Source organism: Albimonas marina, from assembly GCF_029223255.1.
In the GTDB taxonomy this organism is placed as follows: domain Bacteria; phylum Pseudomonadota; class Alphaproteobacteria; order Rhodobacterales; family Rhodobacteraceae; genus Albimonas.
The window spans coordinates 562,901-587,319 of record NZ_JARHUC010000004.1 but is presented as its reverse complement, the minus strand read 5'-3'; the positions used below and the strand labels follow the sequence as shown (position 1 = coordinate 587,319).

21 protein-coding genes are annotated in these 24,419 nt (G+C 72.6%); 5 read left to right on the top strand and 16 right to left on the bottom strand.

Annotated elements, in window-relative coordinates:
* The first annotated feature begins 42 nt into the window (after nucleotides 1-42).
* Together P2H44_RS14170 and P2H44_RS14165 are read left to right on the top strand one after the other, a co-directional pair.
* Entirely contained in the window at nucleotides 43-1,491 is a 1,449-nt protein-coding gene (locus tag P2H44_RS14170; protein WP_275764406.1) for a M16 family metallopeptidase, read from the top strand.
* Nucleotides 1,488-2,831: a M16 family metallopeptidase gene (locus P2H44_RS14165; RefSeq protein WP_275764405.1), complete on the top strand. Its 1,344-nt coding sequence runs from the start codon at nucleotides 1,488-1,490 to the stop codon at nucleotides 2,829-2,831. Before P2H44_RS14170 ends, P2H44_RS14165 begins: the two co-directional genes overlap by 4 nt.
* Before the next feature lie 376 nt (nucleotides 2,832-3,207).
* Here the strand turns inward: P2H44_RS14165 and pqqE are convergent, their stop codons facing one another.
* The 13 genes from pqqE to P2H44_RS14100 all read right to left on the bottom strand — a co-directional run bounded on the left by pqqE (nucleotide 3,208) and on the right by P2H44_RS14100 (nucleotide 16,161).
* The gene (gene pqqE / locus P2H44_RS14160; RefSeq protein ID WP_275764404.1) at nucleotides 3,208-4,338 is read right to left on the bottom strand and encodes a pyrroloquinoline quinone biosynthesis protein PqqE; all 1,131 of its coding nucleotides are present in this window, start codon (nucleotides 4,336-4,338) and stop codon (nucleotides 3,208-3,210) included.
* Nucleotides 4,335-4,628, bottom strand: a complete 294-nt coding sequence (gene pqqD / locus P2H44_RS14155) for a pyrroloquinoline quinone biosynthesis peptide chaperone PqqD (protein ID WP_275764401.1) — start codon at nucleotides 4,626-4,628, stop codon at nucleotides 4,335-4,337. Before pqqD ends, pqqE begins: the two co-directional genes overlap by 4 nt.
* On the bottom strand, nucleotides 4,625-5,407 hold the full coding sequence (pqqC, locus tag P2H44_RS14150; RefSeq protein WP_275764400.1) for a pyrroloquinoline-quinone synthase PqqC: 783 nt from the start codon (nucleotides 5,405-5,407) through the stop codon (nucleotides 4,625-4,627). The genes pqqD and pqqC overlap by 4 nt, the downstream gene beginning before the upstream one ends.
* Nucleotides 5,404-6,309, bottom strand: a complete 906-nt coding sequence (gene pqqB / locus P2H44_RS14145; RefSeq protein ID WP_275764399.1) for a pyrroloquinoline quinone biosynthesis protein PqqB — start codon at nucleotides 6,307-6,309, stop codon at nucleotides 5,404-5,406. The genes pqqC and pqqB overlap by 4 nt, the downstream gene beginning before the upstream one ends.
* Before the next feature lie 16 nt (nucleotides 6,310-6,325).
* Nucleotides 6,326-6,424 carry a pyrroloquinoline quinone precursor peptide PqqA gene (gene pqqA, locus P2H44_RS14140; protein WP_275764397.1) on the bottom strand — a complete coding sequence of 33 codons (99 nt, stop codon included), beginning with the start codon at nucleotides 6,422-6,424 and terminating at the stop codon, nucleotides 6,326-6,328.
* A gap of 107 nt (nucleotides 6,425-6,531) precedes the next feature.
* Nucleotides 6,532-7,329, bottom strand: a complete 798-nt coding sequence (locus P2H44_RS14135) for a sulfite exporter TauE/SafE family protein (protein ID WP_275764396.1) — start codon at nucleotides 7,327-7,329, stop codon at nucleotides 6,532-6,534.
* Nucleotides 7,330-7,333: 4 nt separating this feature from the next.
* Nucleotides 7,334-8,857 carry an aldehyde dehydrogenase family protein gene (locus P2H44_RS14130; protein ID WP_275764395.1) on the bottom strand — a complete coding sequence of 508 codons (1,524 nt, stop codon included), beginning with the start codon at nucleotides 8,855-8,857 and terminating at the stop codon, nucleotides 7,334-7,336.
* 162 nt (nucleotides 8,858-9,019) lie between these two features.
* A complete protein-coding gene (locus P2H44_RS14125) occupies nucleotides 9,020-10,405 on the bottom strand; it encodes an aminotransferase family protein (RefSeq protein ID WP_275764393.1) in 1,386 nt (461 codons plus the stop codon).
* A 111-nt stretch (nucleotides 10,406-10,516) separates the two neighbouring features.
* Nucleotides 10,517-11,548, bottom strand: coding sequence for an ABC transporter ATP-binding protein (locus P2H44_RS14120; RefSeq protein WP_275764391.1), 1,032 nt, complete (start codon nucleotides 11,546-11,548; stop codon nucleotides 10,517-10,519).
* Complete coding sequence (locus P2H44_RS14115; protein ID WP_275764389.1) at nucleotides 11,545-12,552, bottom strand: ABC transporter ATP-binding protein; 1,008 nt, start codon at nucleotides 12,550-12,552, stop codon at nucleotides 11,545-11,547. The genes P2H44_RS14120 and P2H44_RS14115 overlap by 4 nt, the downstream gene beginning before the upstream one ends.
* Nucleotides 12,553-12,557: 5 nt before the next feature.
* Nucleotides 12,558-13,394, bottom strand: a complete 837-nt coding sequence (locus P2H44_RS14110; RefSeq protein ID WP_275764598.1) for an ABC transporter permease — start codon at nucleotides 13,392-13,394, stop codon at nucleotides 12,558-12,560.
* Between the two features lie 92 nt (nucleotides 13,395-13,486).
* Nucleotides 13,487-14,473, bottom strand: coding sequence for an ABC transporter permease (locus P2H44_RS14105; RefSeq protein WP_275764388.1), 987 nt, complete (start codon nucleotides 14,471-14,473; stop codon nucleotides 13,487-13,489).
* 101 nt (nucleotides 14,474-14,574) lie between these two features.
* Nucleotides 14,575-16,161, bottom strand: a complete 1,587-nt coding sequence (locus P2H44_RS14100; RefSeq protein WP_275764386.1) for an ABC transporter substrate-binding protein — start codon at nucleotides 16,159-16,161, stop codon at nucleotides 14,575-14,577.
* A gap of 222 nt (nucleotides 16,162-16,383) precedes the next feature.
* Here P2H44_RS14100 and P2H44_RS14095 point away from each other — a divergent pair, with 222 nt between their 5' ends.
* The 3 genes from P2H44_RS14095 to pdxR all read left to right on the top strand — a co-directional run bounded on the left by P2H44_RS14095 (nucleotide 16,384) and on the right by pdxR (nucleotide 20,593).
* Nucleotides 16,384-18,012 (top strand): amidohydrolase, encoded by a 1,629-nt coding sequence (locus P2H44_RS14095; protein ID WP_275764384.1) that lies wholly within the window; start codon nucleotides 16,384-16,386, stop codon nucleotides 18,010-18,012.
* Nucleotides 18,009-19,007: a CobW family GTP-binding protein gene (locus P2H44_RS14090; protein WP_275764383.1), complete on the top strand. Its 999-nt coding sequence runs from the start codon at nucleotides 18,009-18,011 to the stop codon at nucleotides 19,005-19,007. The genes P2H44_RS14095 and P2H44_RS14090 overlap by 4 nt, the downstream gene beginning before the upstream one ends.
* 101 nt (nucleotides 19,008-19,108) lie before the next feature.
* Complete coding sequence (gene pdxR, locus P2H44_RS14085; protein ID WP_275764382.1) at nucleotides 19,109-20,593, top strand: MocR-like pyridoxine biosynthesis transcription factor PdxR; 1,485 nt, start codon at nucleotides 19,109-19,111, stop codon at nucleotides 20,591-20,593.
* Nucleotides 20,594-20,608: 15 nt separating this feature from the next.
* On the opposite strand, the gene P2H44_RS14080 is transcribed toward pdxR, so the two are convergent.
* From P2H44_RS14080 to P2H44_RS14070, 3 genes are all read right to left on the bottom strand, one after another.
* On the bottom strand, nucleotides 20,609-21,427 hold the full coding sequence (locus P2H44_RS14080; protein ID WP_275764381.1) for a ChaN family lipoprotein: 819 nt from the start codon (nucleotides 21,425-21,427) through the stop codon (nucleotides 20,609-20,611).
* A gap of 235 nt (nucleotides 21,428-21,662) precedes the next feature.
* A complete protein-coding gene (locus P2H44_RS14075; protein WP_275764380.1) occupies nucleotides 21,663-22,583 on the bottom strand; it encodes a DUF2950 family protein in 921 nt (306 codons plus the stop codon).
* A gap of 20 nt (nucleotides 22,584-22,603) precedes the next feature.
* Nucleotides 22,604-24,250, bottom strand: a complete 1,647-nt coding sequence (locus tag P2H44_RS14070; RefSeq protein ID WP_275764378.1) for a DUF3300 domain-containing protein — start codon at nucleotides 24,248-24,250, stop codon at nucleotides 22,604-22,606.
* Between the last annotated feature and the right edge of the window lie 169 nt (nucleotides 24,251-24,419).

Below are 24,419 nucleotides of genomic sequence, written 5' to 3'. Positions count from 1 at the left end.
ACCGCGCGCGGGCGGCCCGTTCCGACGCAAGGGGAGCCCTGCATGACCCTTCCCGCCACCGGGCCCGCGCGCCTGCGGTCCCGCGGCCTGCGCGCCGCGCCGGCGCTCGCCGTCCTGGCCTCCGCCGTCTCGCTGACCGCCGCGCTGGTCGCGGCCCCCGCCGGGGCGGAGCCCCGCACCACCACCTTCGAGCTCGACAACGGCCTGCGCGCCGTGGTGATCGAGGATCACCGCGCCCCGGTCGTGACCCACATGGTCTGGTACCGCATCGGCGCCGCGGACGAGCCGCCGGGCAAGTCCGGCATCGCGCACTTCCTCGAGCACCTGATGTTCAAGGGCACGGACGAGATCCCGGACGCCGCCTTCTCGAAGATCGTGGCGGCCAACGGCGGGCAGGACAACGCCTTCACCTCGCGCGACTACACCGGGTATTTCCAGCGCATCGCCGCCGACCGCCTCGGGCTGGTGATGAAGATGGAGGCCGACCGGATGCGCGACCTGGTGCTGACCGACGCCCAGGTCACGCCCGAACGCCAGGTGATCATCGAGGAGCGCAACTCCCGCACCGACACCAACCCCGGCGCGATCTTCGGCGAGCAGCGCGACGCGGCGCTCTACATGAACCACCCCTACGGCATCCCGATCATCGGCTGGCGCCAGGAGATGGAGGGGCTGACCCGGCAGGACGCGCTGGACTTCTACAAGACCTATTACGCGCCCAACAACGCGATCCTCGTGGTCGCCGGCGACGTGACGCCCGAGGAGGTCGAGCGCCTGGCGAAGGAGTGGTACGGCCCCCTCGCCCCCACCCCCGACCTGCCCGAGCGCGCCCGCCCGATGGAGCCCCCGCAGCTTGCCGAGCGCCGGCTGATCTACGAGGACGCCCGTATCGGCCAGCCCTACGTGATGCGCGAGTACCTCACCATCGCGCGGCGCGACGACCAGGCGAAGGCGGCCGCGCTGCAGGTGCTGGCCGACGTGCTGGGCGACGGCATCAACTCCCGCTTCTCCCAGGCGATGGTGGTGGGCGGCGGCGTCGCCCTGCAGGCCGGCGCCTGGTATTCGGGCGACTGGCGCGACTACGGCGAGTTCGGCCTCTACGTCGTCCCCTCCCCCGGCCATACGCTGCAGGAGGGCGAGGACGCGATGGACGCGACGCTGGCCGACTTCCTCGCCTCCGGCGGCCCGACCGAGGAGGAGCTGGCGCGCATCAAGATGGGCTACCGCTCGGCCGAGGTGTACCGCCAGGACAGCCAGATGGCGCTGGCCCGCGAATACGGCCAGGCGCTCGCCTCCGACTACACGCTCGAGCAGATCAAGGACTGGCCGGACCTGCTGCAGGCGGTGACGGCGCAGGACGTGATGGCCGCCGCGCAGGAGGTCTTCGACAAGCGCCGCTCGGTCACCGGCTGGCTGCGCAAGCCCGCCGGCGCGGACGCCGCCCAGGCCGCGCCCGTCGCCCCCGTCGCCAGCCAGGAGGAGCAGGGATGAGCCGCCTCGCCCGCATCGTCGCGCCCGCGCTGGCGCTTCTCGCCCCGTCGCTGCTGCCGCTGCTGCCGGCTCAGGCGGCGACCGACGTGCAGATCGTGACCTCCCCCGGCGGCATCACCGCCTGGCTGGTGGAGGAGCCCTCGATCCCGATGCTCGCCCTGGAGATCAGCTTCAAGGGCGGCGCCTCGCGCGAGCCCGAGGACAAGGTCGGGGTGACCTCGTTCCTGTCCTCGATGCTGGACGAGGGGGCGGGGGAGCTGGATTCGGCCGCCTTCTCCGCCCGCGCCGACCAGCTGGCGCTGAAATACGGCTTCGACGCGGGGCGGGATTCGTTCTCCGTCTCCGCGCGGATGCTGACCGAGACCCGGGACGAGAGCGTGGAGCTGCTGCGCTCGGCCCTCGTCGAGCCGCGCTTCGACCCCGAGCCGCTGGAGCGGATGCGCGCCGCGATCCTCGCCAACCTGCGCGACGCGGCGACCGACCCGCAGGCGATCCTCGGCGAGGCCTGGCGGAAGGCGATGTTCGGGACCGATCCCTACGCCCGCCCGCTGGAGGGCACGCCCGAGTCGGTGGCCGCCGTCACCGCCGACGACCTGCGCGCGGCGCGCGTCCGCGCCCTGAACCGCTCCCAGCTCGCCATCGGCGTGGTGGGCGACATCACCGCAGAGGAGCTGGGCCCCCTGCTCGACCGCCTGCTGGGCGACCTGCCGGCGGAGCCGTGGGATCCCCTGCCCCCCGCCGAGCTGGCCCAGGACCGCGGGCTCGAGGTCGTGCCCTTCGACATCCCCCAGTCCACTGCCGCCTTCGTGCAGGAGGGGCTGGCCCGCGACGATCCCGACTTCATCCCGGCCTACGTGATGAACCACATCCTCGGCGGCGGCGGCTTCACCTCCCGCCTGACCGAGGAGGTGCGCGAGAAGCGCGGCCTGACCTACGGCGTCTATTCCTACCTCGCGCCCTACGACCGGGCGGCGCTGATGGCGGGGGGCGTGTCGTCCTCCAACGACCGCGTGGCCGAGGCGATCGAGGTGATCAAGGCCGAGTGGGCCCGGATGCGCGACGAGGGCGTGACCGAGGAGGAGCTCGACGAGGCCAAGCGCTACCTGACCGGCGCCTTTCCGCTGCGCTTCGACTCGAACGCCAAGATCGCCGGCCAGCTCGCCGGCCTGATGGAGCAGGGCTTCACCCCCGACTACCTCAAGGACCGCAACGGCCTGATCGAGGCGGTGACGCTCGCCGACATCGACCGCGTCGCCAGGCGCCTGCTGGACCCCGCGAAGCTGAAGGTGGTGGTCGTCGGCCAGCCCGAGGGCCTGCCCGAGACCCCGCCCGCCAACTGAGCGCCCGCTCCCGGCCCCGCGCAGGACCGGCCGGCCCCGCAACGGGCCGGCCGTTCTCGTTCCCGCCGCCCGCCCCAGGCGCCCGCGCGCCCCAAGCCCCGCCGCAAGCGCCTGTTCTTCGGAGCCGTCCGTCGCTGATGCCGTAAAGAGCGAGTCGGCGGGAGGGGTCAGGGATCGCGAAGCGACCCCGCGCCCCGCGCGGGGCTTGTCCTTGCCCCCTCCCGCCGACTCGCTCAGGCATCTTCAGCGACGGACGGCTGCGAAGGACAGGCGCGGGCCTGTTCTTTGGTGGGTTCCCGAAGCGCCCCGGGCGCGCTTGCGCGCCCCAGCGCAGCTGCCAGCCGACGAGCCCCGCCTCGGAGGCCCCCCGCCGCCCTCAGCCGGGCCCCGCCCGATAGGTCAGCGCCGCGCCGGCGTCCTGCGACTCACGCTCCGCCGCCGCCGTCAGCGCCCCGCGGTGGGGCGAGCGCGAACACACCGGGTCGGTCGCCGCCGGATCGCCGGTCATGGCCATCGCCTGGCAGCGGCAGCCGCCGAAGTCCTTCAGCTTGCGGTCGCAGGAGCGGCAGGGCTCCTGCATCCAGTCGGTCCCGCGATAGGCCTGGAAGGCCGGGCTCTCGCGCCAGATCTCGCCCAGCGGCGTCTCGGGCGCCCGCTCGAACCGAAGACCGGGAATGGTCTGCGCCGCGTGGCAGGGCAGCACCGTCCCGTCCGGCGTCACGTTCAGCCCCGTCGAGCCCCAGCCCCCCATGCAGGCCTTCGGAAAGTCCGCGTGGTGGTCGGCGGGGACGTAGTCGATGGCGAGCACGCCCTTCAGGCGCCGGCGCGCCTCGCGGACCACGGCCGCGGCGCGCTCGGCCTGGGCGCGGGTGGGCATCAGGGCGCCGCGGTTGAGGCTCGCCCAGCCATGGAACTGGACGGTGGCGACCTCGAGCCTGCGCGCGCCCATCTCGACGGCCATGGCGATGGTCGCCTCGAGCCGGTCGAGGTTCCTCCGATGCATCACCGCGTTCAGCGTCAGCGGGATGCCCCGCGCGGCCACCCATTTCGCCGCCTGCATCTTGCGCGCGAAGCCGCCGCGATAGCCGCCGATCTCGTCGGCCGAATCCGCGTCCACCCCCTGCAGCGACAGCTGCACGTGGTCGAGGCCGGCGGCTTCCAGCGCATCCAGCCGCTTCTCGGTCAGCCCGATGCCGGAAGTGATGAGGTTCACGTAGAGGTCCACCGCCCGGGCCGCGCGCACCAGCGGCTCGAGATCCCTGCGCGACAGGGGCTCTCCCCCCGACAGATGCAGCTGCAGGACCCCGAGCTCCGCGGCTTGCGCGAAGATCTCGGTCCACTGGGTGGTGTCGAGTTCGGCGGCCTTGCGGGTCAGCTCCAGCGGGTTGGAGCAGTAGGGGCAGGCCAGCGGGCAGCGGTGGGTCAGCTCGGCCAGCATCGCCAGCGGGGGCGGCGGCGCGGGACGCTGAGCGGCGGCGGGAGAGGGGGCGAGCGCGGTCTCGGTCATGCGGCCTCCGCCATGCGCCGGTCGATCAGCGTCTGCAGGAAATTTCGCGCGTCGGCGGCGATCCGGGCGGGGGGCGCGTCGAAGCGGGCGGCGAGCGCGGCCACGATCTCGGCGAAGCTCCGCTCGCCGTCGGTCTCAGCCAGGATCGCGCAGCCGACGGGATCGAGGCGCAGCACCCGCTCGGGCGCCAGCAGCACGTCGGCGCCGCGCACCCGGTCGCGCTTGACCCGAACGCCGCGCAGCAGGCGGGGGCGCGCCTCGTCGGGGAAGCTCTTGCCGGCGGCGGTCACGACCGGGCCGCCAGCAGACCCTCGCCGGGCCGCCAGGCGCCGGGCGGGGCGTGGCCCTCGACATAGCCGTGCCACAGGGCGTCGAGCTGGGCCCACAGCACGTCGGTCTTGAAGGTCAGCGCCGCGGCGGCGGCGTCCTGCTTCTCGGCCGTGTCGGCGTGGTCCAGCACCCAGGCGAGGCCGAAGGCCACGTCCCTGGGCGCCTCGACCAGCCGGGTGCGGAAATAGGAGAGCGAGGTCTCGTCGGCGAAGGCGTAGTGGCGCAGCAGCCCCTCGATCCGGTCGGCGTGGATCTTGGGCGCGAACATCTCGGTCAGCGAGGACGCGACCGCGTCCAGCAGCGGCATGTCGCGCACGAAGCGCACGTAGGCGTCCACGGCGAAGCGGGTGGCGGGCAGCACGCCCCGGCCGGAGGCGACGTAATCCGGGTCCAGCCCCACCGCCTCGGCCAGCTTCAGCCAGCGGGCGATGCCGCCCGGCGCGCCGTCCGAGCCGTCGTGGTTCTCGATGCGCGAGCGCCATTCGCGGCGCAGGGCGGGGTCCTCGACCCGGCTCATGAAGGCGGCGTCCTTCATCGGGATGCGGGACTGGTACCACCAGCGGTTCACCACCCAGGCGCGCACCTCGTCGGGGGAGCACTCGCCGCCGTGCAGGCGGTGATGGAACGGGTGGCGGTCGTGGTAGCGCGCGGCCCCGATGGCGCGCAGGCGGGCCTCGAAGGCCTCCCGGCTCTGGGCCTCGCGGGCGGGAGCGGGGGCGGGGAACGATCCATCCATCATGCGCGGAACTCCATGCCGTCCTGGGCGAGCGTCCAGCCCGCCGCCTCCAGCGCCCGCCGCTCCGGCCCGTCGGGGCGGATGGCGGGGTTGGAGTTGTTGACGTGAACGTAGATGCGGCGGCCCACCGGCACCTCGGCCAGCGCCGCCATCGAGCCCTCGGGGCCCGACATCGACATGTGCCCCATGCGCCGGCCGGTCTTGGCGCCGAGCCCCATGCGGATCATCTCGTCGTCCTCCCACAGGGTGCCGTCGAAGAAGAGGAGGTCGCAGCCCTCGATCCGCGCGGCGAGCGCCGGCGTCATGCGGGCGCAGCCGGGGGCGATCACGGCGCGGCGGCCGGCGGCCTCGAGCAGGACGCCCACGGTCTGCTCGCCCTCGACGTCGGTCTGCAGGCCCTCGCCGTCGCCCTCGAGGTAGAGGGGGACCTTGCCGGGCGTGGCGAAGAGGGTGGCGGTCAGGCCGGGGAGGAGCGGGAACGGCTCTTCCAGCCGGGCCGTCCGGCGGGGGACCAGCGCGGGGTCCACGGCGCCGAAGACCGGGTTGTCGGCCAGCGCCCGGCCGATGTCGGCGGTGGCCCAGAGATCGAAGGGCTGCTTCTCCCGCAGGGTCAGCAGCCCGCCGACGTGGTCGATGTCGCCGTTGGTCAGCAGCACCGCCTTCAGCGGAGAGGTCCGCGGCCCCGTGGGGTGCAAGGCCGGGGTCGCGGCCATCTGTCGGCCGATGTCGGGCGAGGCGTTGACGATGGCCCAGTCGCGCCCGTCGGCGGAGACCGCGAGCGAGCTCTGCGTCATCGGGGGAAGCCGCCCCGCCCGTGCGGCGTCGCAATTGGCGCAGCCGCAGTTCCATTGCGGCAGGCCGCCGCCGGCCGCGGCGCCGAGCACGATGATCTCGAGTCCCGCCACGACCGGCCTCCGCGCCTCAGAACAGCTCGTCGGCTTCCCGGTCTTCGGCCGGGAAGTACATGTTGATCTCCATGCCGCAGGAGATCTCGTCGATCTTGGGGGTGGTCCAGGCCATGGTTTCCTCCGCTGGTTCATCGCGGTCCGGAGGCGTTCCGGACCCTGCGACAGTCTGGCGGAGGGGGCCGCGCGCGCAACGCGACCATGGTCGTAGGGGCGGGGCCGTCAGCCCCCCAGCAGGTCCATCGCGCCGCGGACGGCCGAGGCCGCGGCCATCGCCGCCAGCACCCCCAGCGCCACCTTGCGGTAGCCCGCGTCGGTGGTGCGCGCGAAGAGCCGCGCCCCGGCCGAGGTCGACAGGATCAGCACCGGCAGCGCGCAGACCGCCAGCGCCACGGTCGAGGCGCCCAGCACCCCGTTCCAAGCCATCATCGGCGCGGCGAAGACCGAGCCGATGAAGAAGAACACCATCAGGCTGGCGCGCATCACCGCCGGCCGGTGTCCGGCGCGCATGTACCACACGATCGCCGGCGGCCCGGCCATCGCCGCGAGACCGCCGAAGACGCCCGAGGCGAGCCCCGTCGGCAGCGCCCCCCGCGGCGCGCCGGCCGAGGGCTCCGCCGGGACCGGGACCTTGCCGGGGCGCAGCAACATCGCCAGCCCCAGCCCCACCAGCGCGGCGATGGCGAGCCGCATGGCCGCCGGGTCCAGCCACGCCAGCAGCGCCACGCCGACGGGCGTTCCGACCAGCGAGCCGACCGAGAGACGCGAGACGGACGCCCAGTCCACCAGCCGCCCCACCTGCACCAGGTCCCGGAAGCCCACCATCGCCTGCAGGCAGATCACCAGCGCCACCGAGGCGGCGGGGGCGAGGAACATCGACAGCAGCGGCACCGCGGCCAGCGCGAAGCCGAAGCCGGTCAGCCCCCGAAGCACCCCCGCCGCGGCGACGGCGAGGCAGGCGAGGACCAGCGTCCCCGCCTCCGGCGCCCAGGCCGACCAGAACTCCGCCAGGGCCTCCACGCCCTTACATGCCCGCCAGCACGATGGTCTTGTTGCGGGTGAAGTGGGCCAGCATCGCCTCGAGCGAGGCCTCCTTGCCCAGGCCCGAGCGGCCGAAGCCGCCGTAGCTCAGGTTCGGCTGGATGGTCAGGTTCTGGTTCACCTGCACGTAGCCCGCGTTCACCCGGCGCGAGGCGTCGAGCGCCACGCCGAGGTCCCGCGTCCAGATCGTCGCCGCCAGCCCGTAGCGGGTGGCGTTGGCGGCGGCGATCACGGCCTCGTAGTCGTCCCAGGCCTGGATCACGCAGACGGGGCCGAAGATCTCCTCCTGCACGCAGGGGCTGTCCTCGGGCAGGTCCAGCAGCAGGGTGGGCTGCATGAAGAGGTCGGGGGCGACCCCCTCCTCCGGCAGCTTGCCGATGCGCACGACCGTCGCGCCGGGGGTGGCCTCGGCGATGGCGACGTAGCGCTCGACGGTGGCCTTCTGGGTGACGGAGATGATGGTGCCGACGTCGGTCGCCTCGTCCAGCGGATCGCCGATCGCCAGCCCCTCCAGCTTCGCGGTCAGGGCGGCGAGGAAGGCGTCGTAGAGTTCGCGATGCACGTAGATGCGCGAGGCGGCGGTGCAGCTCTGCCCCTGGCGGGTGAAGCGCATGCCGGCGACCGCGCCGGCCACGGTCTTCTCCAGGTCCGCGTCGGCGCACACGATCATCGGGGACTTGCCGCCCAGCTCCAGCGAGACGGGGATGATGCGGTCGGCGCCGGCGCCGTAGACCGTCTCGCCGACCTCCTCCGAGCCGGTGAAGGTGATCTTCGCGATCTTGGGATGGTTGGTCAGCGGGGCGCCGCACTCCAGCCCGTCGCCGACCACCACGTTGACCACGCCGTCCGGCAGCACCTGGTCGAGGATCGCGGCGGCGACGAGTGTGGCGAAGGGCGCCTCCTCCGCGGCCTTCACCACCACCGTGTTGCCGGCGACCAGCGCGGGCGCGATCTTCAGCATCATCAGCACCAGCGGCACGTTCCACGGCAGGATCGCGGCGACGACGCCCAGCGGCTCCAGCGTGGTGACCGACAGGGTCTTCGGGTCGAAGGGAATGGTCTCGCCCTTCAGCTCGGAGCCGAGGCCGCCGTAGAACTCCAGCAGGTCGGCGGCGACCGCCAGCTCCCCCCGGCACTCGGTGCGCAGGGCCTTGCCGGTCTCGCGCGCCAGCAGGCGGGCGACGGGTTCGGCCTGGGCGGCGAGCAGGCGGCCCGCCTGCGCGACCAGCTTGCCGCGGGCGCGGGCGGGCATGGCGGCCCAGCCGGGCTGGGCGGCGGCGGCGGCCTCGACGGCGGCGTCCACCTCCTGCGGGCCGGAGGCGGCGGCGACGCCGAGCGGGCGCATCTGGGCGGGCTCGATCACCTCCATCCCCGCGGGCGCCGGGACCAGCGCGCCGGCGATCAGGTTGCGCCGCTCCACCGCGGCCAGCCAGTCGCGGGCGGCGGCGTCGGGATCCTGGGCCAGGGCTTCGGGGGCGGCGTCGAGCGGGGAGAGGGGCTTGTTCATCGGGATCGGTCCGGTCGGCTGCGCGCGGCGAAAGCGCGGAAAGGGGGCCGGCGTGAAGACGCACGGAGAGGGCGCGGTCGCCAGGGGCGGCCGCGGAGGGGGGTCCCGGCCCCTTTCGGGGCCGGGTCTGCGATGCGGATCAGGTGGGCCGGAAGACCGCGATCAGAGGGTCGCGGCGATCTCGGCGATGGCGCCCTCGACCGCGTCGGCGATGGCGTCGATGTCGGCCTCGGTGGCGATCAGCGCGGGCGACAGGCACAGCGTGTTGTTCAGGCCGGGGAGCGAGCGGTTGGTCATCCCGATCATCACCCCGCGGGCGCCGACGGCGGCGACCACCTTGGCGACGATCTTCTCGTCCAGCGGCTCCTTGGTCTCGCGGTTCGCCACCAGCTCGAGGCCCTGGAACAGGCCCAGGCCGCGGACGTCGCCCACGATCTCATGCTTGGCCTTGATGTCCTCGAGCCGCGCCATAAGCTGCTTGCCGCGGGCCTTGGTGTTCTCGAGCAGCTTCTCCTCCTCGAGGATCTTCATGTTCTCGAGCGCCGCCGCCGGGCCGGCCGTGCAGCCGCCGAAGGTGGAGATGTCGCGGAAGTAGTTCAGCGGATCGGAGCTGTCGTCCTTGAACATGTCGAAGACGCGCTCGGTCGTGACGGTGCACGAGATCGCCGCGTAGCCCGAGGCGACGCCCTTCGCCATCGTCACGATGTCGGGCTTCACGCCGAAGTTCTGGTAGCCGAACCACTCGCCCGTGCGGCCCATGCCGCAGACGACCTCGTCGATGTGCAGCAGGATGTCGTACTTCTCGCAGATCTCCTGCACCCGCTCCCAGTAGCCCTCGGGCGGGGTGATGACGCCGCCGCCGGCGGTGATCGGCTCCAGCACCAGGCCGCCCACGGTCTCGGGGCCCTCGCGCAGGATCACCTCCTCGATCGCGTCGGCGGCGCGGCGGCCGTAGTTCTCGACGTCCCACTGCTTGCGGTACTCGAGGCAGTGGGGGACCTGCACGAAGCCGTCGGGGAACGGCCCGTACTGCGCCGCCCGCTCGGGCTGGCCGCCGGAGGCGAGGGCTGCGATGGTGGTGCCGTGGTAGTCGCGCTCGCGGAACAGGATTTTGTACTTCTTGCCGCCGTACTTCTTGTGCGCGATCTGGCGGATCATCTTGTAGGCCTTCTCGTTGGCCTCGGATCCGGAGTTCGAGTAGTAGACGCGGGTCATGCCCGGCATCTTCTCGATCAGCTTCTGGGCGAAGAGCGCCCCGGGGATCGAGCCGGCGGCGCCGGCGAAGTAGTTCATCTTCACCAGCTGGTCGCGCACGGCGTCGGCGATCCGCTCGCGGCCGTAGCCGACGTTGACGGTCCACACGCCGCCCGAGACGGCGTCGATCATCTCGCGGCCGGTCGCGTCCCAGACGCGGATGCCCTTGCCCTCGACGATGATCTTGGGATCGACCGTCTCGAACATCGCGTGCTGCACCAGGTGGTGCCAGACGTTGGCCTTGTCGGCGGCGATGACGTCGGAGAGGTCGTTGGGATTGGCGGCGACGTTCATATCGGAACTCCTTTCATCCCCGGCAGGTGCGGCGGATGCATGATGCCGGCATATCAGCGCCGGGGGGCGGGTCATAGGACCAGGCTGGCGCGAGCCTAGGACCAGATGGGTTCAGCCTTCCAGAGGGAAATGGCAGGCGACCCTCGCGCCGTCGACGGGTCGCAGCACGGGTTTCTCGTCGGTGCAGCGGGCCTGCGCGCGGGGGCAGCGGGAGGCGAAGGCGCAGCCCTTAGGCAGGTTCATCGGCGAGGGCGGGTCCCCCTTCACCGCGCCCGCCCGCGAATAGCCCGCCGACTTGCGCCGCGCGAGCGAGGGGGCCGCGTCGAGCAGCGCGGACGTGTACGCGTGCCGGGGCGTGGCGAACAGCGTGGGCCGGTCGGCGTATTCCACGATCTCGCCCAGGTACATCACCGCGATGTCGTCGCAGATGAACTGCACCACGCCCAGGTCGTGGGAGATGAAGAGGTAGCTCAGCCCGAACTGGTCCTGCAGCCGGCGCAGCAGGTTCAGCACCTGCGCCTGGATCGCCACGTCCAGCGCCGAGACCGGCTCGTCGCACACGATCAGCTTGGGGTTCGTCGCCAGCGCCCGGGCGATGGAGATCCGCTGCCGCTGGCCGCCGGAGAACTGGTGGGGGAACAGCGCCATCTGGTCGGGGCGCAGGCCGACGAGGGAGAACAGCTCCTTCACCCGGTCGGCGCGGTCGGCCTTCTCGCCCACGTCCATCAGGTCCAGCGGCTCGCGCACGATGGCGCCGACGCGGTCGCGGGGGTTGAGCGAGGAATAGGGGTCCTGGAAGATCACCTGCATGTCGCGGCGCTGGCGGCGCAGCTCCTCGGGGCCCATCTTCAGGACGTCGCGGCCCTCGAACAGCACCGCGCCGTCCCAGGCCTCGGTCAGGCGCACGGCGGCCATGGCGGTGGTGGTCTTGCCCGAGCCGCTCTCGCCCACGATGCCCAGCGTGCGGCCGGCGTGGACCTTGAAGTTCACCCCGCGCACGGCGTGGAGGTGGTCGCGCTCCGCGAAGGGCGAGGCCTTGGGCATCGCGAAGCGGACCGAGAGGCCGACGGCCTCCAGCAGCGGCCGTTCGTCCGAGGGGGAGGCGCCGCCGGGGATCGCCTGGGCGTGTCCGTCGAAGCTCATGCGGCGATCTCCTTCTCGGCGGCGTGGCAGGCGACCGCGTGGCCGTGGGACATGCCGTGCGCCTCCAGCGCCGGGCGCTGGGCGCGGCAGCGGTCGTGGACCAGGGCGCAGCGGTCGGCGAAGGCGCAGCCCTCGCCCAGCAGGTGCAGCGGCGGCACCACGCCCGGGATCTCGGCCAGCGGCGGCAGACGCTCGGCCGAGGCCGCGGCCCGGCCCAGCGCCGGGATGCAGCCGATCAGGCCGCGGGTGTAGGGGTGCTGCGGATCGTCGAGGATGTCGTCGGCCCGCCCCTGCTCGATCACCCGGCCCGCGTACATCACGGCCACGCGGTCGGCCATCTCGGCGATGGCGCCCATGTCGTGGGTGATCATCACGATGGCGACGCCGAACTTCTCCTGGATGTCGCGCATCAGGTCGAAGATCTGGGCCTGCACGGTGACGTCGAGGGCGGTGGTCGGCTCGTCGGCGATCAGCACCTTCGGGCGGCAGGAGATCGCCATGGCGATCATCACCCGCTGGCGCATGCCGCCGGACATCTCGTGGGGGTAGGAGGCGGCGCGGCGGCGCGGCTCGGGGATGCCGACGATGCGCAGGAGCTCGACCGCCTCCTCCCAGGCCTCCTTCTTCGAGACGTCCTGGTGGAGCATGATCGCCTCGGCGATCTGGTCCCCGGCGGTGAAGACCGGGTTCAGCGAGGTCATCGGCTCCTGGAAGATCATCGAGATGTCGCGGCCGCGCAGCTGGCGCATGCGCTTGGGGCTGGCGCGGGTGATGTCCTCGCCCTCGAAGCGGATCTCGCCGCCGGTCAGGTGACCGGGAGGGTTGGGGATCAGGCCCATCATCGCCAGCGCGGTGATGGACTTGCCGCAGCCGCTCTCGCCCACGATGCCGAGCGTTTCGCCAGGCATCACGTCGAGCGAGATGCCGGCCAGCGCGGTCACGCGCCCGTGGCGGGTGTCGAACTCGACCTTCAGGTCGCGGACGCTGAGGAGGGGATCCGTCATGGCGCTCACCTCGACCGGAGCTTCGGGTTGAAGGCGTCGTTCAGGCCGTCCCCGATCAGCGAGATCGCGAAGACGGTCAGGAAGATCGCGAGGCCGGGGATCGTCACGGGCCACCAGGCCTCGAGCAGATAGCCGCGGTTCTGGCCGATCATCAGGCCCCAGGACATGGTGTTGGGGTCGCCCAGGCCCAGGAAGGACAGGCCCGCCTCGAACAGGATCGCCACGCCCACCGTCAGGGTCGCCGAGACGATCAGCGGCGGCAGCGCGTTGGGCAGCACCACGCGGAACATGATCCGCCCATTCCTCGCCCCGATCGAGCGGGCGGCGGCGACGTATTCCAGCTCCCGGATCCTGAGGAACTCGGCCCGGGTCAGGCGCGCGGTCTGCGGCCAGCTGACCACCCCGATGGCGATGGAGATCGTCACCAGCGAGGGCGAGAACAGCGTCACCAGCACCATCGCGAACAGCAGCGCCGGCAGCACCTGGAAGAACTCGGTCACCCGCATCAGCAGGTCGTCCACCCAGCCGCCGAAATAGCCCGACAGCGCCCCGACCAGGATGCCGATGAACACCGTCAGCAGCGCCGAGGAGGCGCCGACCGCCAGCGTCGGCCAGCCCCCGGTCAGCAGCCCCGCGAGGATGTCGCGGCCCAGGTAGTCGGTGCCCAGCAGGGCGTATTCCGGCGCCTCGAACGGGGCGGTCATCGGGGCCCAGACGATCTCGTAGGGATCGGCGGTCACGAAGAACGTGCCGTAGAGCAGGCCCAGCAGGATCAGGCCCAGGATCGCGGTCCCCACCAGCGCGGGGCGGTTCTGGAGGAATATCCGCCAGCTCTCGCGCAGGGGGCTGACCGCGTCGAGCGCGGGCCCGGCCGCGGCGCGGGCGGGCGCGGGGGCCGCGGCGGAGGCGGGGGGCGGGTTCGTGGCCACGTCGGTCACTTGCGGGCGCCTCCGGTTCGGATGCGGGGATCGGCGAGGCGATAGCTGAGGTCGGTCAGCAGGTTCGCGACCACGACCATCAGGGCCGCGAAGAACAGCACGCCCAGCAGGGTCGGGTAGTCGCGGCGCAGCACGCTGTCGAAGGCGAGGCGGCCCATGCCGGGCCAGTTGAACACCGTCTCGACCAGCAGCGCGCCGGAGATGAGGTTGCCGAACTGGATGCCGGCGACCGTCAGGATCGGCAGCACCGCGTTGCGCAGCGCATGCTTGAAGGTCACCTTGCGCTCGCTCAGCCCCTTGGCGCGCGCGGTGCGCACGTAGTCCGCCCCCAGCACGTCGATCATCGAGGCGCGCGACAGGCGCGCGTATTGCGCGAGGAAGATGATCCCCAGCGTCAGCGCCGGCAGGAACAGGTGGTGGAGGACGTCGATCGCATAGGCGATGTCGCCGCCGCGGAAGCGCGCGCTCTCCATCCCCTCGACCGGGAACAGGGGCAGCATCGAGGCGAAGAGGATGATCAGCATCAGCCCCGTCCAGAACACCGGCGCGGCGTAGCCGATGGTCGAGAAGACCGAGACGAAGGCCGACCAGGCGCCCTGGGGCCGGCGGGCGGCCAGCACGCCCATGCCCACGCCCAGGATGATGGCGATCAGCTGGGCCGCCACCACCAGCAGGATGGTGGGCACGATGCGCGCGCCGATCAGCTCGATCACCGGCTGGTTGAAGAAGTAGCTCTCGCCCAGGTTCCCGGTCGCGACGCCGCCCAGGTAGATGCCCAGCTGCACGATCAGCGGCTGGTCGAGGCCGTAGTCGGCCCGGATCTTCGCCATCATCTCCTCGGTCGCCCCGCCCATCTCGCCGGCGATCACCTCGGCCGGGTCGCCGGGGGCGGCGTGGATCAGCAGGAAGTTCAGCACGACCACGCCCAGCAGCAGAACGATGCCGTAGCCGAGACGCCTGAGGATGTAGCCGGATGCGCCCATCGGGGGGTCCTCCGCGGAAGTCGGGCGGACCCGGCCGCCGGGCCGGGTCGCGGGGGCGCGCCGCCCGGTCGGCCGGGCGGCGCGCAGGGGTCAGGCGGGGGTCAGCGGGGCTCGGCCCAGTAGACGTCGTCCATCGACTGCATCGGGCCCCAGATCGAGGCGGGCACGTTGCCCAGCCGCGCATCGGCCGCGGTGTGGTAGGGCGAGGCGTTGATCCAGTAGACCGGCAGCTCGTCGCCCACGATCATCTGGAACTCGTCGTAGAGCTTCTTGCGCTCGGCCTCGTCGGTGGCCACGGCGGCGGCGTTCAGCAGCTCGTCCACCTTCGGGTTGGCGTAGCCCTGCGTGTTCGACCACACCACGGGGCGGATGTTGGTCGACAGGTACGTGCGGTGCACGCCGATCACCGGGTCGCCCCAGTTGAACACCGTGTCCATCGACATCTGGAAGTCGCCAGCCGCCATGCGCTTGGCCCAGGTGGGGAAGTCGGGCGAGGCGCGGACCTCGATCGCGATGCCCACCTTGCCGAGCGCCGAGCGCAGGTACTCGGCCACGTTGCGCTGCTGCTCGTCGTTGCCGGGGATGTAGTCCACGGTCAGCGCGAAGCGGCTGTCGCCGTTCATCGGGTAGCCGGCCGCGTCCAGCATCGCCTTCGCCTTGTCGAGGTCGAAGTCGTAGGCGGGCATGTCCGGGTTGAAGAAGGGCGAGCTCTCGATGATCGGGCTCTTGTTGGGCTTGGCCACGCCGCGCATCAGCGCCTTGGTGATGAAGTTGCGGTCGATGGCGTAGCCGATGGCCTGCCGGACCTCCTTCTTCGACAGCGGCTCGACGCGGGTGTTGAAGGCGAGCCAGTTGATCGGCCCCACCGCGGCGTAGCCCTCGGAGATCACCTCGATCCCGTCGGCCTTGGTCATCCGCCCGATCCCCTGGGAGGTGGACAGGAACGGCATCATGTCGCCCTCGCCCGTCTCCATCGACAGGAGCGCGGCCGATTCATCGCGCACGATGCGGATGATGATGCGGTCGAGGTAGGGGCGGCCGGGGATGAAGAAGTCCTCGTTCTTCACCATCACGATCTGCTTGCCGGCCTCGAAGCTCTCCAGCTTGTAGGGGCCGGAGCCGACGGGATCGGCGTTGCGCGGATGCGAGGCCACGTCCTGCCCGTCGCCGTAGACGTGCTTGGGGATGATCGGGCACAGCGCGCCCGACAGCGCCAGCAGCAGCGCCGGGTGGGGCTGGCTGAGCTTGATGACCGCGGTGCGCGCGTCGGGGGTCTCGACCGTCTCGACCGGGGCGAACATGGTCTTGAACGGGTGGTTCGCCTTGATCGTCTCGATCGAGAAGGCGACGTCCTCCGAGGTGATCGGCTCGCCGTCGTGGAAGGTCGCGCCCTCGACCAGGGTGAGCGTCAGGGAGAGCTTGTCCTCCGACCACGCCCAGGCCTCGGCGAGGTAGGGATGGGGCTTCCATTCGCCGTCGAAGCGCAGGGGCGAGGCGAAGATCTGCGTGCCGGGCACGGCCGTCGCGGTGCCGGACTGGACGGCGGGGTTCAGGTGGCGGGGCACCTGGGTCGCGACGATCACCAGATCGCCGCCGGGCGTGGGCTCGGCCGCGAAGGCCGGCGTCAGACGGGTCGCGAGGGCGAGGGCCGCCGCAGATGCGAACAGGGTCCGGCGCGTGATGCTCATGTTCTGGCCTCGGTTCGGTTAATGCCTAAACCGAAGTCAGACGCCTCGCCGGTCGAAACGCAAACCCCAATGCGCCTGCACACGGGACTGGCACAACGGTTCTCCGCATCTGGTCCTAAGGCCCCGGCCGGCCCCCGGCGAGGGTGATCCCCGACGCCGCGCGCCCTGCCTCGCGCGCGGAAGCCCTATCCCTCGCGTCCCCCTGAGGAGCCCCCGGAAACCATGTCAGCCACCGTCGTCTACCGCGCCCGCAAGATCGTCACGATGGACCCGAACCGGCCCGAGGCCACCCATGTCGCGGTCCGCGACGGACGGATCCTCGCCGTCGGCGGCCCCGACTGCGCCGAGCCCTGGGGCGGGGGGACGCTGGACGAGCGATTCGGCGACGCCGTTCTGCTGCCCGGCTTCGTCGAGGGGCACGGGCACATGATGACCGGGGCGATGTGGCGCTACGTCTACGCCGGCGACCAGGACCGGGTGGACCCCGACGGGAACCTGCACAAGGGCATGCCCTCGGTCGAGGCGGTCGTCGCCCGCCTGAAGGAGGCCGCGGCCGAGATCCCCGAGGGCGAGCCGATCGTCGCCTGGGGCTTCGACCCGATCTTCCTGCCGACCGAGCGGCTGAACCGACGCCACCTCGACGAGGTTTCGACCGACCGTCCCGTGGCGGTGGTGCATTCCAACTTCCACCTGCTGACCGTGAACTCCAAGGCGCTGGAGATGGCGGGCTATTCCCGCGACACCAACGTCGAGGGCGTGGCCCGCTTCGCGAACGGCGAGCCCAACGGCGAGCTGCAGGAGATGGCGGCGATGTTCCCGATCCTGCGCCGCTGCAAGATCGACTTCCGGGAGCTGTCGCGCCGTGAACCCTCGGTGCGCGCCTACGCCAAGTCGGCGATGCGCTGCGGGGTGACCACGGCCACCGACCTCGCCGCCGTGCTCGAGGACGAGGACGTGGACGGGCTGCTGCGCATCACCGCCGCGGACGACTTCTCTCTGCGCATCGTCCCCACGCTGGTGTTCCGGGAGATGTCGCCGGCCGATTTCGTGGCCCGCGCCCAGGCGCTGGGCAAGCGCTCGACCGACATGCTGCGGCTGGGCTCGGTGAAGATCGTCACCGACGGCTCGATCCAGGGCTTCACCGCGCGCCTGAAGTGGCCGGGGCACCTGGGCGGGCAGCCCAACGGCATCTGGAACGTGCCGCCCAAGCAGCTGTTCGAGGTGATCGAGGCGCTGAACGCGGCGCGGGTGCAGATGCACATCCACACCAACGGCGACGAGGCGTCCGAGGTCACCCTCGACGCGCTGGAGGCGGCGCTGTGCAAGAGCCCCTGGCCCGACCATCGCCACACCCTCCAGCACGTGCAGATGGCGGGCGAGGACCAGTTCCGGCGCATGGCCGCGATGGGCGTGTGCGCGAACCTCTTCGCCAACCACATGTGGTACTTCGGCGATGCGCATTATGAGATGTCGATCGGCCCGGACCGCGCCCGCCGCATGGACGCCTGCCGCTCGGCCCTCGACCATGGCGTGACGCTGGCGATCCACTCCGACACGCCGGTCACGCCGATGGGGCCGCTGACCGTCGCCTGGTGCGCGGTGAACCGCATCACGCCGAAGGGCCGCGTGCTGGGCGCCAACCAGCGCATCACGGTGGCCGAGGCGCTGCACGCCATCACGCTGGGCCCGGCCCAGACGCTGAAGATGGACGACGAGATCGGCTCGATCGAGACGGGCAAGAAGGCGGACTTCGCGGTGCTCGCCGACGATCCGCTGGCCGTCGGCCCCTACGAGCTGCGCGACATCGAGGTGCTGGGCACCGTCTCCGGCGGCCGGGTGTTCATGGCATGAGCGCAGATGCGAGCAACGAGGGGGGCGGTCTCGCCCCCCTGCCCGTCCCCCCCCTGCCCGTCACCGTGATCTCCGGCTACCTCGGCGCGGGCAAGACCACGCTGGTCAACCGCCTGCTGACCGAGGCGCATGGCCGGCGCATCACCGTGCTGGTCAACGACTTCGGCGAGATCCCGCTGGACGAGAGCCTGATCCTGAACCGCGACGGCGACACGCTCTCGCTGGCGAACGGCTGCATGTGCTGCTCGATCGGCGGGGACCTGTTCGACGCCATCGACCGCATCCTCGAGGCGCGCCCGCGGGCCGAGCACCTGGTGATCGAGACCTCGGGCGTCGCCGACCCCGCCAAGGTCGCCCAGATCGCCATGGCCGAGCCGGAGATGGACCTGGCCCTGACCGCGACCCTCGTGGACGCGGCCAACTTCGAGGCGGGACTGGACGACCCCCTCCTCTCCGACACGCTGGTGCGCCAGGTGCGCGCGGCGGGGCTGGTGGTGATCTCCAAGGCCGACCATGCGGGCCCCGAGGCCGCCGCCCGCGTCGCCGCGACGCTCGCGGAGATGGCCCCCGCCGTGCCGCGCCTGGAGGCCGCCTTCGGCGCCCTGCCCGTCGAGATGCTGCTGGACCGGGGCGAGACGCCGGCGCCCGCCGACCACGTCTGCGGTCCGGACTGCGGCCACGACCACGATCATTCCCACGACCCCGCGCACGACCACGCCGCCCACTACCGCAGCTGGTCCTGGAGCGGGCCGGAAGCCCTCGACCGTGCGGCGGCCGAGGCGCTGGTCGCCGCCCTCGACCTCGGCCTCTACCGCCTGAAGGGCGTCGCGCGCACGCCCGGGGGCTGGGTCGAGTTCCACCGCGCCGGCGCCCAGACCTCCTTCCACCCCGCCGAGGCGCCCGCCGACGGCCTGTCGCGCGCGGTCGCCATCGGCTTCGCCGCCCGCTTCGACGCGGCCGCGCTGGATGCGCGCTGGCGGGCTCTGCTAGTCTGACCTCCGTCGCCGGCGGGCGGCGCGGCGCCTTGCGGCCCTGACGCAGGGTCCGGCTTGCCTCCCGCCCGGCGCCGCGGCATCCCCGCGGCGGAGGTCGTCGCATGCGCGATATGTTGATCCATGTGGAGCGGGCCGAGGGCGTCTCGCTCCAGGCCCAGATCCGGGAGCGGCTGGTCTCGGCGATCCTCGCCGGGCAGTTTCCGCCGGGCGCGGCCATGCCCTCGACCCGCGCCATGGCGCAGCGGCTGGGCGTGTCGCGCAACACCGTGATGCTGGCCTACCAGGCGATGGCCGACGACGGCTGGCTGGCGGCGCGGGAACGCTCGGGCTTCTACGTCTCCGACACCCCGCCCGAGGCCGCCGCCCCCCAGGCCCCCGCCCCGGAGCCCGAGGGCCGCGCCCCTGACTGGGCCGCGCGCTTTCGCGTCGCCCCCTCCGCCCAGCGCAACATCGTGAAGCCCGCGGACTGGCGGAAATACCCCTACCCGTTCCTCTACGGGCAGCTCGATTCCGACCTCTTCCCCCTGGCCGCCTGGCGCGACTGCATGCGCCAGTCGATGGCCCGCAAGAGCTTCGACGCCTGGTCCGACGACCGCTTCGCCGAGGACGACCCGATGCTGGTGGAGCAGATCCGCCAGCGGCTGCTGCCCCGGCGCGGCATCACCGCGAAGCCGGAGGAGGTGCTGGTGACGCTGGGCGCGCAGAACGCGCTGTTCCTGATCGCCCAGCTGCTGGTCGGCCCCGACACGCCGGCCGCGATCGAGAACCCCGGCTACGCCGACGCGCGCAACATCCTGGGGCTGGGCACCGACCGGGTTCTGCCGATCCCGGTGGACGCCGAGGGGCTGGACGTGGCGCGCCTGCCGGCGGAGGCGGCGCTCGCCTTCGTCACCCCCTCCCACCAGTCGCCGACCTCGGTGACCATGAGCATGGCGCGCCGCCACGCGCTGCTGGACTGGGCCGACGCCCATGACGGGCTGATCGTCGAGGACGACTACGAGTTCGAGTTCAACTACCGCGGCCAGCCCACGCCCGCGCTCAAGTCGATGGATCGCGCGGGGCGGGTGATCTACGTCGGCTCGCTGTCGAAGTCGCTGATGCCCGGCCTGCGCATGGGCTTCATCGTGGGCCCGGCGGCGTTCGTGGCCGAGGCGCGCGCCCTGCGCCGCCTGATGCTGCGCCACCCGCCCGGCAACAACCAGCGCGCCGTGGCGCTGTTCCTGGCGCTGGGGGCGCATGACGCCCTGATCGGCCGCCTGCACCGCAACTTCGCCGGCCGGTGGGAGGCGATGCACGCCGCCCTCGACGCCCACCTGCCCGGCTGGGCGCAGGGGGCGGTGTTCGGCGGCACCTGCTTCTGGGTGCGCGGCCCGGAGGGGATGGACGCCGCGGCGCTCGCCGCCGAGGCCCGCGCCGAGGGCGTGCTGATCGAGCCGGGCGACGTGCTCTTCGCCGAGCCGGGCCCCGGCGGCGAGCCGCGCCCGCGCAACTATTTCCGGATGGCCTTCTCCTCGATCGCCGAGGATCGGATCGCCGAGGGCGTGGCCCGGCTCGCGACCGCCGCGCGGCGGCTGGGCGCGCTCTAGCCCGCGCCGTGCAAGCTATTCAGGCAGCCGGAACAGGTAATCGGCGAGCCCCGGCTCGGGCTCCGGCTCGGCGGCGTCGAGGGTCAGGGCCACCGCGACGCCGCCGGCGCCCAGGGCCGCGAGCTGCTCGGGCACGCCCAGGCGACGCTCCAGGTGGCCCCGGCCGATCAGGCCCACCACCAGCGGCGACCCCGGCAGCGCCCGCGCCTCGACCAGGCGCTGGGCGAAGGCCCGGTCCCAGACCTGCTGGGCGCGCACGAAGCGGTCGAAGGCCGGATCCTCGGGCGAGGTCGCCTCGCGTCCCGGCCGCCGCCCGCCGGTCATCGCGAAGAGCTGGGCGCGGTAGGCGGCCGAGGCGGGGGCCGGCGGGCTCAGCCCCTCCAGCTCGGCGCCCGGCAGGTCATCCCAGCCCTGCGCGCCCACCCGGCGCACCAGGCTGCGCTCGACGTTCAGCGCCAGCAGGCGCAGGCCGCGGTCGCGCGCCAGTTCGAAAAGGGGGGCGTAAAGCTCGGGGTCGAAGCCCCAGACCCGCCGCCAGTCCGTCGCCTCGAGAAACGCCGGGAAGCTCGCCACGCCCGAAATCCAGGCGTCCAGCGCCCCCTGCGCCGAGCGCGGAAGCATCTCGAGCCCCACCACCAGGTCCGAGCGGAACGGCAGCAGACCCTCGATCACGTCGCGTTGCCAGCGGTGGATGTCGGCGCGGTCGTGGTACTCGCCCAGGCACAGGATCTCCGCCCTCGCCATCCGGTCCAGCGCCTGAAGCCAGGTCAGCCGCTCGCTCGCCCCGTCCGCCAACCACGGCGTCCGGTCGCTCTTCGTCGCCCAATCCGGCACGGATTCCGCTGCTCCTCCCTCAAATCTAGTCCGGACTATAGTTCATTCGTTTTCAGAACCAACCAACACCCCCGGCGGCCGGACGCGCCGACGCGGGGGGCCGGAGCCCGCCAGGAAGCTGGTTTTGCGAAGAGAATGCCGGGTCGCGCCAACCCGGGCGCCGCTGGGTCAGACGGATCGCCGCAGGCGCCGGGGCGGCGGACGGGGAGAGACGCCCCGCCCCTCCCCTCCGGTCTCAGTCGACGGGGACCCAGTCCTCGCCGGGATCGTAGACGACGATGGCCGAGGCCCGCTCGACCGTGTCCTCGCCGAGGTCGGCCTCCAGCACCACGCCGTTCTCGGCCACCAGGAAGCTCATCACCCCGCCGCGGCCGTAGTCCGCGGGGAAGGCCAGCAGGGCGTGCCCGGCCAGCATCTGCCCGTTGACGAGATAGCTCATCTCCCCGCCCGGGGCCGAGGGGCCCTGACCGTCCAGCACCCGGTAATAGTAGCCGAGGTAGGGCTCGGGCGACTCGACCGCGTCGCCCACCGAGTAGCCGTCCGCCGAGGCCCGGGCCATGAAGTCGCCGATGGGGCTGTCGGGCGCGCCCTCGGCCGGCGGCCAGTAGAGGCCGTCGCGCGCGTCGGCGTCGCTCAGCACATGGGCCGCGAACTCGAGCTGGCCGTCGCCGTCGTAGTCCACCTCCCGGAAGCGGGCCTGGGCCTCGACGTAGGCGTGCATCAGCGCGATCACGTCCAGTTCGTTGCGCCCGATCCGCTCCAGCAGCACGGCGTCGCGGGCCTCCTCGGCGTCGAAGGACCAGGTGCCGTCCTCGTTGCGGTAGAGGGGCGCGGGGAACGGGTGCTGATCCTCGCCGAGGTAGAACTTCGCCCAGCCCTGGGAGCTGACCTTCAGCCGGTGGGAGACGCGGTAGTTCTCCAGGAACCGGGCCCAGGTGCGGCGGTCGCGGGTCTCGTCCCCGGCGAAGACGACGTCCTCGTTCTCGGGGCCGAAGACGGCGAGCAGCGCCTGGGGGTCCTGCGCCTCGACGGCCGAGACGACGGCGGCCACCGCGTCCTGCGGGGTGGGGTAGGCCGCGGGCTCGGCCAGGGCGGGCGCCGACAGCAGCGCCAGGCCCAGCGGGATCGCGGCGAGGGATCGGGGAACACGGATCATCGGGGTCTCGCTCCGGCGGATCATCGACGCAGCCCTCCCGGACGGCCGCCGCCGCCGCGGGCGGCGCGCGACTTGGCGATGGGCAGCTTGGCGCGGCCGGCGCTGGCGGCGCCGCGGCTGGTCGCCTTGTGCACCGCGCCCGCCGATCCGCGCTGGGAGAAGATCCCCCCGCCCGCGGCCGGCTTGCGGCTGGGCAGCTTGGGCTTCTTGGCGGTGGGCGCGGGCCGCGAGGGACGCGCCGCGGCGCCGCCCTTGCCCGAGGATTTCTTCAGGGCCGACAGCCCCCCGGAGCCGGGCCGCGACCCGCCCCCCACGCTGGGCCGGTTGCGGCCGCCGCCGCCCAGCGAGGGACGGTTTCCGCCGCCCCCGCCCAGGCTCGGCCGGTTTCCCCCGCCGCCGCCGATGTTGGGACGGTTGTTGTTCCCGCCGCCGAGGTTGGGACGGTTGGCGCCGCCCCCTCCCGCGTTGGGACGGTTGTTGTTCCCGCCCCCGAGGTTCGGGCGGTCGTTGTTCCCGCCGCCCAGGTTCGGGCGATTGCCGTTCCCGCCGTCCAGCCGGTCCTTGATCGAGGACTCCAGGTTCGGGCGTCCCCCGGGCCGCCCGCCGCCCAGGCCCGGCCGGTTGTTCCCGCCAGGACGGCCGCCCAGCGTCGGCCGGTCGCCCGGCCTGCGCCCGGCCAGCCGGTCGAAGGCGTCGCCGCGCCGGGCGTCGCCCGGCCGCCAGCGGCCGTTGCGGTCCACGTCGATGTTGACCCGGTTGCCGATGTTCACCCGGTTGCCCACGCCGCCGCGGTTCGGCCCGCCGTACCAGCCGTTGCGATGCCAGGGCCGCGGATAGACCCCGCCGCCGCCCCAGCGGATCGGCGGCCGGCCCGGGCGCCAGTAGCCGTTCCAGTCGTCGTCGTCGTCGAAGATCTCGTTGACCAGCATCCCCGCCCCGAAGGCGATGCCCCCGGTCACCAGCAGGTCGGTCGAATCCCAGCCATCGTCGCCGTCGTCGTAGACCACGGTCTTGCCGCCGCTCGACCGGGTGTACACGGCCTCGCTGTCGTAGGCGGGGACGTAGACCACGTCCTCCGAGGTCGGCTCGATGTAGATCTGCTCGTTCTCGACCGTCACCGACTGGGCGTCGTTGCTCTCGAGGTTGCCGACCTCCTGCGCCTGGGCGCGCAGGCGCTGGATCGCGTCCAGCACGTCGTCGCTCTGCGCCAGCATCGCGTCGCCCATCGCCTGGGTCCAGTCGATGTTCTCGCTCATCCGCGTCACCAGCGTGGGGAAGCCGGCGGCGAGCGCCGCGACCGAGGGGTCCCACCCCTCCTCCGCCGTGGCCTCGTCGCGCTCGGCGGCGGCGATGTCCGCGTTCGCGTCGATCCAGCGCGAGGCCTTCACCACGTCCAGCGGATAGGTCGAGGCGACCAGAACCTGGGTCAGCAACGCGTCGGGATAGAGCGCGACGGGCGCCGCGAGGTCGTCCAGCTCCTCGGCGCTCAGCAGGTCGGCGTCCGCCTGCGCCGCGGCCTCGTCGCCCGCGTCCTCGGCCTGCGCGGCGTCCGCGCCGGTCTGGGCCCGGGGCGCGTCGGGCGCCGGCGCGAAGGCCAGGGCCGCGGCCAGCAGGCCGCCTCCGGCCAGCCGCGCGAGCGTTCCGCGCAGGGCGGTCGAATCCAGCATGAGCCATCCTCCCGTCGCCCAGGCCCCACCCGGCGTCCCGGCCGCGCCCGCAGGACACGACCTGGCCGCGAGCGCGCGGTCCGTCGGGCGACCCCCCGGGACTCGCGCTCGGGGGGAGAGTAGCACGCGCCGCGGCGCCGACATCCTTTTTCTACACGGAGTTGCGGGC

Excerpts from the sequence above, each read along its gene's own strand:
- pqqA (WP_275764397.1), bottom strand. The coding sequence starts at position 6,424 with ATGGCCTGGACCACCCCCAAGATCGACGAGATCTCCTGCGGCATGGAG.
- P2H44_RS14075 (WP_275764380.1), bottom strand. The coding sequence starts at position 22,583 with ATGATCCGTGTTCCCCGATCCCTCGCCGCGATCCCGCTGGGCCTGGCG.
- P2H44_RS14120 (WP_275764391.1), bottom strand. The coding sequence starts at position 11,548 with ATGAGCTTCGACGGACACGCCCAGGCGATCCCCGGCGGCGCCTCCCCC.
- P2H44_RS14105 (WP_275764388.1), bottom strand. The coding sequence starts at position 14,473 with ATGGGCGCATCCGGCTACATCCTCAGGCGTCTCGGCTACGGCATCGTT.
- P2H44_RS14100 (WP_275764386.1), bottom strand. The coding sequence starts at position 16,161 with ATGAGCATCACGCGCCGGACCCTGTTCGCATCTGCGGCGGCCCTCGCC.
- P2H44_RS14170 (WP_275764406.1), top strand. The coding sequence starts at position 43 with ATGACCCTTCCCGCCACCGGGCCCGCGCGCCTGCGGTCCCGCGGCCTG.
- pqqC (WP_275764400.1), bottom strand. The coding sequence starts at position 5,407 with ATGATGGATGGATCGTTCCCCGCCCCCGCTCCCGCCCGCGAGGCCCAG.
- P2H44_RS14095 (WP_275764384.1), top strand. The coding sequence starts at position 16,384 with ATGTCAGCCACCGTCGTCTACCGCGCCCGCAAGATCGTCACGATGGAC.
- P2H44_RS14130 (WP_275764395.1), bottom strand. The coding sequence starts at position 8,857 with ATGAACAAGCCCCTCTCCCCGCTCGACGCCGCCCCCGAAGCCCTGGCC.
- P2H44_RS14090 (WP_275764383.1), top strand. The coding sequence starts at position 18,009 with ATGAGCGCAGATGCGAGCAACGAGGGGGGCGGTCTCGCCCCCCTGCCC.
- P2H44_RS14070 (WP_275764378.1), bottom strand. The coding sequence starts at position 24,250 with ATGCTGGATTCGACCGCCCTGCGCGGAACGCTCGCGCGGCTGGCCGGA.
- pqqE (WP_275764404.1), bottom strand. The coding sequence starts at position 4,338 with ATGACCGAGACCGCGCTCGCCCCCTCTCCCGCCGCCGCTCAGCGTCCC.
- P2H44_RS14125 (WP_275764393.1), bottom strand. The coding sequence starts at position 10,405 with ATGAACGTCGCCGCCAATCCCAACGACCTCTCCGACGTCATCGCCGCC.
- P2H44_RS14165 (WP_275764405.1), top strand. The coding sequence starts at position 1,488 with ATGAGCCGCCTCGCCCGCATCGTCGCGCCCGCGCTGGCGCTTCTCGCC.
- pdxR (WP_275764382.1), top strand. The coding sequence starts at position 19,109 with ATGCGCGATATGTTGATCCATGTGGAGCGGGCCGAGGGCGTCTCGCTC.
- P2H44_RS14115 (WP_275764389.1), bottom strand. The coding sequence starts at position 12,552 with ATGACGGATCCCCTCCTCAGCGTCCGCGACCTGAAGGTCGAGTTCGAC.